Origin of the sequence: Sphingomonas sp., from assembly GCF_031426035.1 — a bacterium.
Lineage (GTDB): Bacteria > Pseudomonadota > Alphaproteobacteria > Sphingomonadales > Sphingomonadaceae > Sphingomicrobium.
Genome location: NZ_JANPKO010000101.1, coordinates 1 through 5,087, shown reverse-complemented (window position 1 = coordinate 5,087; position 5,087 = coordinate 1). Strand labels below are relative to the sequence as shown.

The 5,087-nt window shown below is 66.7% G+C and carries 9 protein-coding genes; 5 read left to right on the top strand and 4 right to left on the bottom strand.

Going from position 1 to position 5,087, the window contains the following annotated elements:
• Positions 1–635: cbb3-type cytochrome c oxidase subunit I (locus tag RMP08_RS07480; protein WP_310468369.1), on the top strand; the 635-nt coding region annotated here is incomplete at its 5' end.
• A gap of 90 nt (positions 636–725) precedes the next feature.
• Here the strand turns inward: RMP08_RS07480 and RMP08_RS07475 are convergent.
• From RMP08_RS07475 to RMP08_RS07465, 3 genes are read right to left on the bottom strand one after another with little or no spacing between them, the layout of a single operon-like run.
• A complete protein-coding gene (locus RMP08_RS07475) occupies positions 726–1,373 on the bottom strand; it encodes a hypothetical protein (protein ID WP_310468368.1) in 648 nt (215 codons plus the stop codon).
• A 42-nt stretch (positions 1,374–1,415) separates the two neighbouring features.
• A complete protein-coding gene (locus RMP08_RS07470) occupies positions 1,416–1,634 on the bottom strand; it encodes a helix-turn-helix transcriptional regulator (RefSeq protein ID WP_310468367.1) in 219 nt (72 codons plus the stop codon).
• 1 nt (position 1,635) lies between these two features.
• Complete coding sequence (locus RMP08_RS07465) at positions 1,636–2,166, bottom strand: DUF2975 domain-containing protein (RefSeq protein ID WP_310468366.1); 531 nt, start codon at positions 2,164–2,166, stop codon at positions 1,636–1,638.
• A gap of 224 nt (positions 2,167–2,390) precedes the next feature.
• Here RMP08_RS07465 and RMP08_RS07460 point away from each other — a divergent pair, with 224 nt between their 5' ends.
• Genes RMP08_RS07460 through msrB form a run of 4 tightly spaced genes read left to right on the top strand, consistent with a single transcriptional unit; the run spans position 2,391 to position 4,649 of the window.
• Entirely contained in the window at positions 2,391–3,725 is a 1,335-nt protein-coding gene (locus tag RMP08_RS07460) for an epoxide hydrolase (RefSeq protein ID WP_310468365.1), read from the top strand.
• A 6-nt stretch (positions 3,726–3,731) separates the two neighbouring features.
• Positions 3,732–3,971, top strand: coding sequence for a hypothetical protein (locus RMP08_RS07455; RefSeq protein ID WP_310468364.1), 240 nt, complete (start codon positions 3,732–3,734; stop codon positions 3,969–3,971).
• A 25-nt stretch (positions 3,972–3,996) separates the two neighbouring features.
• On the top strand, positions 3,997–4,137 hold the full coding sequence (locus RMP08_RS07450; protein ID WP_310468363.1) for a cupin domain-containing protein: 141 nt from the start codon (positions 3,997–3,999) through the stop codon (positions 4,135–4,137).
• 26 nt (positions 4,138–4,163) lie between these two features.
• Entirely contained in the window at positions 4,164–4,649 is a 486-nt protein-coding gene (gene msrB, locus RMP08_RS07445; protein ID WP_310468362.1) for a peptide-methionine (R)-S-oxide reductase MsrB, read from the top strand.
• A gap of 3 nt (positions 4,650–4,652) precedes the next feature.
• Here msrB and RMP08_RS07440 read toward each other — a convergent pair.
• Positions 4,653–5,087, bottom strand: a 435-nt coding sequence (locus RMP08_RS07440; protein WP_310468361.1) for a peptidylprolyl isomerase, incomplete at its 5' end; no start/stop codon positions are given.

Genomic DNA, 5,087 nt, shown 5'->3' with positions numbered 1-5,087 from the left:
ACTTCACCGCCGCGACGATGATCATCGCGGTCCCGACCGGCGTGAAGATCTTCAGCTGGATCGCCACCATGTGGGGCGGGTCGATCACCTTCCCGACGCCGATGCTGTTCGCGATCGGGTTCATCTTCCTGTTCACCGTCGGCGGCGTGACCGGGGTCGTGCTCGCCAATGGCGGCGTCGATACCTACATGCACGATACCTATTACGTGGTGGCGCACTTCCACTACGTGCTGAGCCTCGGCGCGGTGTTCGGGATCTTCGCGGGCTTCTATTACTGGTTCCCGAAAATGTCGGGCAAGATGTACAATGAGGTGCTCGGCAAAGTGCACTTCTTCGTCATGTTCGTCGGCGTGAACCTGATCTTCTTCCCGCAGCATTTCCTCGGGCTCGACGGGATGCCGCGGCGGATCCCCGACTACACCCCGGAGCTGGCGCAATATAACTGGATCTCGACGGTCGGGTACATGGTGACGATCGCCGGGATGGCGGTGTTCTTCGTCAACCTGCTGTGGTCGCTGGCGGCGGGCAAGAAAGCGCCCGACAACCCGTGGGGCGAAGGCGCGACGACGCTCGAGTGGACGCTGTCGAGCCCGCCCCCGTTCCACCAATTCTCGACCCTGCCGAAGGTGGATTGACGCTCGTCGTCAATCCATCCCAGATTTGATCCGGGATCCAGCCCAAGTAAACGCGCCCCGGCCTCCACCGCCGGGGCGTTTTGCTTGGAGTCAGCGGTCGGGGACGGCGGCGGCGTAGGGTCGCCACTGCCGGTCGGCGTTGGTGGTGCGGCAGAGATACTGTCCGCCGCGCGTCTCGCAATATGCGTAGCGGCCGGTGTCGAGGCCGAGGATGAGGTCGCGGCCGCTGGCGACCATCAGGTAAAGGGTGCGCTGGTCGCGGTTGATGTAGACCGTGCCCTGGTGCCAGGCGCGCGACGACACGCTGTGGCCGAACGCGGCAATCTCGGCGGCGGTGAACAAATCCTCGAGCGCGTAGGATTTCACCGGCTTGCCGTGCGCATCGTAGAGCGCGACGACGCGGCCGTAGCCGACGTTGTGCCAATTATCGATCGTCGCCAGCTGGCCGGCGTCGGACACGAAGAAATCGACCGGCGCGACCGGGTTGAGCAACGCCGCGGTGGCGGTCAGGCGGTACGAGCGGTCGGCGTGGCGGCGGTAGAATTCGGCGGTGGCGGGAGCCCCTTTGGGCGAGCCGGCGAAGCCGAATGTGTCGCCGAAGCTGGTGCCGGGGGTGACGCGGACGAAATGGTCCCGCGAGGAACTGAACACTTCTTTCACCTGCGGCGCCGCCCAATTGTCCGCGCCGGCCGCGCTCGCCCAGGTGCACATCACCGCCGCGATCCAAAGTGCGCGCATCGCGGCATCATGCGCTGCTGCCTGGCGGGGTGGCAAGCGGGCCTATTCGTCGGTAGCGGCCGGCTCGAATCGCAAGATGTCGCCGGGCTGGCAGTCGAGCGCGGCGCAGATCGCCTCAAGCGTGGTGAAGCGGATCGCGCGCGCCTTGCCGGTCTTGAGGATCGACAGATTGGCGAGGGTGATGTCGACGCGTTCGGCGAGCTCGGTCAGCGTCATCCGCCGCTCGTGCAGGACATCGTCGAGGGTGACCGCGATGGCCATCTCAGATCGTCCCGTCGAGGTCTTCGCGCATCAGCGTGCCCTCGGCGAACACGCGGGCGAGGATGAAGGTCAGCAGCACCGCGAGCCAGCCGCTGACCGAGAAGCCGGCGTCGAGGTGGACCGGGTGGGCGGGGGTCGAGATCTTCTCGCCGATGGTGCCGATGACGATGCTGAGCAATTGCAGGACTAGCAGGATCCACGCGATGGCGCGCAGGCGGTAGGCATTGGCGGCGACGAACGGGTCGCCCGCGCGCGCTGTCTCGACCATCGCCAGCAGACGCTTGAGCAGCAAATGATTGAGCGGGATGGTGGCGAGGCCGATCACCGCGACCGCGCGCAGGCCAAGGACGATGCGGCTCGCCTCGGGGCCGGGGGTGAGGTCGAACGCCGACATGATCCAGCGCTCGTTGGGCATGACCAGAAGGAGGACGAGGATGGCGGCGGCCATCACCCAGTTGAACACGATCAGGACACGCAACACGACGAACGCGATCGGCAGCGCGGCGGAGGTGGCGGTTGAAGCGGTGGGCATGGCGGCGACTCCAGTGATATCGATATTCAATAAATCATATATCGATTATCGTCAAGCCCTGCGAGTGCGGCGGGGCACCGGCTAATCTAGGTTAGATGCCGCTTGACCGACTCGGACGGTGAGGCGCATTCGAAATTTGGCCGCCTGTCCGCAGCGCACCGCCAGTTTGCGACCGAGCTATGCGTCGATCAAGCAACGGCACCTGCATGACAAGGAGCACGGCCATGTCCGAGACGACTTCAACGACGTCCCCGGAAACCACAATCGCGCGGCCCGAAGGCGCAACAGGAGCGAAAGACGGCGGCTTCATCGCCGCGGCCGGCGCGGCCGAGCCGGGAGTGGACGGCGCCATCCGCCCGTTCGAGTACCGCGCCTCGGACGAAGATTTGGCTGACCTCAAGCGGCGCATCTTGGCGACCCGCTGGCCCGATCGCGAGACGGTGCCGGACGCGAGCCAGGGCGTGCAGCTGGCGACGATGCAGAAGCTCGCCGATTATTGGGCGACCGACTACGACTGGCGTAAGGTCGAGGCGCGGATCAACGCCTTCCCCAACTTCATCACCAATATCGACGGGCTCGACATCCAGTTCATCCAGGTCAAGTCGAAGCACGACAACGCGCTGCCGATCCTGATCACCCACGGCTGGCCCGGCTCGATCATCGAGCAATTGAAAATCATCGAGCCGCTGACCGACCCGACCGCCTTCGGCGGCAAGGCCGAGGACGCATTCGACGTGGTCATCCCGTCGCTGCCCGGATACGGCTTCTCCGAACGGCCGACCGAGGCCGGCTGGAACCCGCCGCGGATCGTCAATGCGTGGCTGACGCTGATGAAGCGGCTAGGCTACACCAGCTTCACCGCCCAGGGCGGCGACTGGGGCGCGCTGGTCACCGAGATTTTGGGCGCGATCGCCCCGCCCGAGCTGGTCGCGGTCCATACCAACATGCCCTCGACGGTGCCGCCGGAAATCTACCAGGCCTTGCGCGACGGCAACGGGCCGCCGGCGGGCCTGTCGGACGAGGAACGGGGCGCGTTCGAGCGGCTCGATGTGTTCTTCACCCATGGGGTCGCCTACGCCAACCAGATGGGGCAGCGGCCGCAGACGCTGTACGGGATCGCCGATTCGCCGATCGGGCTCGCCGCGTACTTCCTCGACCACGACATCGCGAGCTACGAGATGATCGCGCGCGCGTTCGACGGCGCGGACGAGGGCCTGACCCGCGACGACGTGCTCGACAACATCACCGTCGCCTGGCTGACCAACACCGCGATTTCCGGCGCGCGGCTGTATTGGGAAGCCCTGCCGCGAACCTCGGCGGGCTATGGAATCGAGCGCAACAACGTCCACTTCTTCGAGCCGTTCGGGGTGCGCGCGCCGATTGCCGTGACCAAATTCCCCGACGAGCTCTATCCGGTGCCGAAGAGCTGGGCCGAGAAAGCCTATCCAACGCTGATCCACTACGGCCAGCAGCCCAAGGGCGGCCATTTCGCCGCCTTCGAGCAGCCGCAATATCTGGTCGAGGAGCTGCGGACGGCGTTCAGGTCGGTCCGCGGGTAAGTGGCGATGACCAAGCGGGCGGCGCGCGCCGCGTGCGTCGCCGTCCTGATCGCCGCGGGGAGCAGTTCGGCGCTCCCCTCGCCGCCCCGGCCGGTCGGCAACACGCGCGCCGATCTCCAGCGCCACGACCTTGGCGCGCCCGGCCGCGAGGTGCTGCAGGCGCGGGTCGACTTCGCGCCGGGCTCGTCGTTCCCGCGCCACAAGCATCCCGGCGGAGATCATCTACGTCATCACCGGCAGCCTTGAATATGAGCTCCCGGGCAAGGGGTGGGTGGCGCTGAAAGCCGGCGACGTCCTGTTCGTGCCCAGCGGCGGGGTCCACGCGGCGCGCAACCGGGGCACCGAGCCGGCGGCGGAGCTGGCCACCTACGTGCTTGAAAAGGGCAAGCCGCTGACCGAGTTCGTGGAGTAGAAAGGGCGCGACTCGGGAGATTGACGATGAGCGATACCACCACAGTCCAGTTCGATTTGGCCCCGCCCAGCGACGACGAGCGGCGGCGGCTGGAGGGGGACCTCGACGACGCCGAGCGGCATGTGCTGCTCGAGCATGGCACCGAGGCGCCGTTCTGCGGGGTGTTCCTCGAGGAGAAACGGCCGGGGGTGTATACCTGCCGGCTGTGCGGGCTGCCGCTGTTCCACGGCGGCCAGAAATTCGAGAGCGGGACCGGGTGGCCGAGCTTCACTTCGCCGTTTTCGGAAGATCATCTGACGACGATCCGCGACACCAGCTACGGGATGGTGCGCAGCGAAATCGTGTGCGCGCGGTGCGGATCGCACCAGGGCCATGTGTTCCCCGACGGGCCGCCGCCGACCGGCGAGCGCTATTGCATCAACTCGGTGTCGCTGGAGTTCACCGCCAACGGCGAGGCGCTGCCCGACAAGCTCGGCCGCGGCGCGCCCGAGGGCGAGGCGTGGGAGGGCTGACGCCTATTTGACCCGCGCCGCCTTACGGATAGTCACTTCGGGCTCGAGCATTTGCCCTTTCATCACGCCGTCGCCCTTGGTCGGAGAGCGCGGCGCGGCGAGGATCGCTTTCACGACCTCCATCCCCTCGACGACGTGGCCGAACGGGGCGAATCCGGGCTCGGTGGCGGTGGCGTCGAACGCGGGGACGTCTGTGGTGAGGATGAAAAAGTCGCTGCGGGTGGTGCCGGGGCCGCCGTTGGCCATGACGATCGCGCCCGCCTTGTTGCTCAGGCCGCTGGTGGTGGTGGTCTCGATGGCGATCGGCGGCAATTGCTTGGCACCGTCGCGCACGCCGCCCTGGATCAGGCCGCCGTCGCCATAGGGCATGGCGCGGTAGAACGGCTGGCCGGTGAGCCAGCCCTTGTCGACATAGGCGAGGAAGTTGGCCGTAGTGAC

Coding starts and splice junctions, on each gene's coding strand:
- msrB (WP_310468362.1), top strand. CDS start 4,164: ATGAGCGATACCACCACAGTCCAGTTCGATTTGGCCCCGCCCAGCGAC.
- RMP08_RS07465 (WP_310468366.1), bottom strand. CDS start 2,166: ATGCCCACCGCTTCAACCGCCACCTCCGCCGCGCTGCCGATCGCGTTC.
- RMP08_RS07455 (WP_310468364.1), top strand. CDS start 3,732: ATGACCAAGCGGGCGGCGCGCGCCGCGTGCGTCGCCGTCCTGATCGCC.
- RMP08_RS07475 (WP_310468368.1), bottom strand. CDS start 1,373: ATGCGCGCACTTTGGATCGCGGCGGTGATGTGCACCTGGGCGAGCGCG.
- RMP08_RS07460 (WP_310468365.1), top strand. CDS start 2,391: ATGTCCGAGACGACTTCAACGACGTCCCCGGAAACCACAATCGCGCGG.
- RMP08_RS07470 (WP_310468367.1), bottom strand. CDS start 1,634: ATGGCCATCGCGGTCACCCTCGACGATGTCCTGCACGAGCGGCGGATG.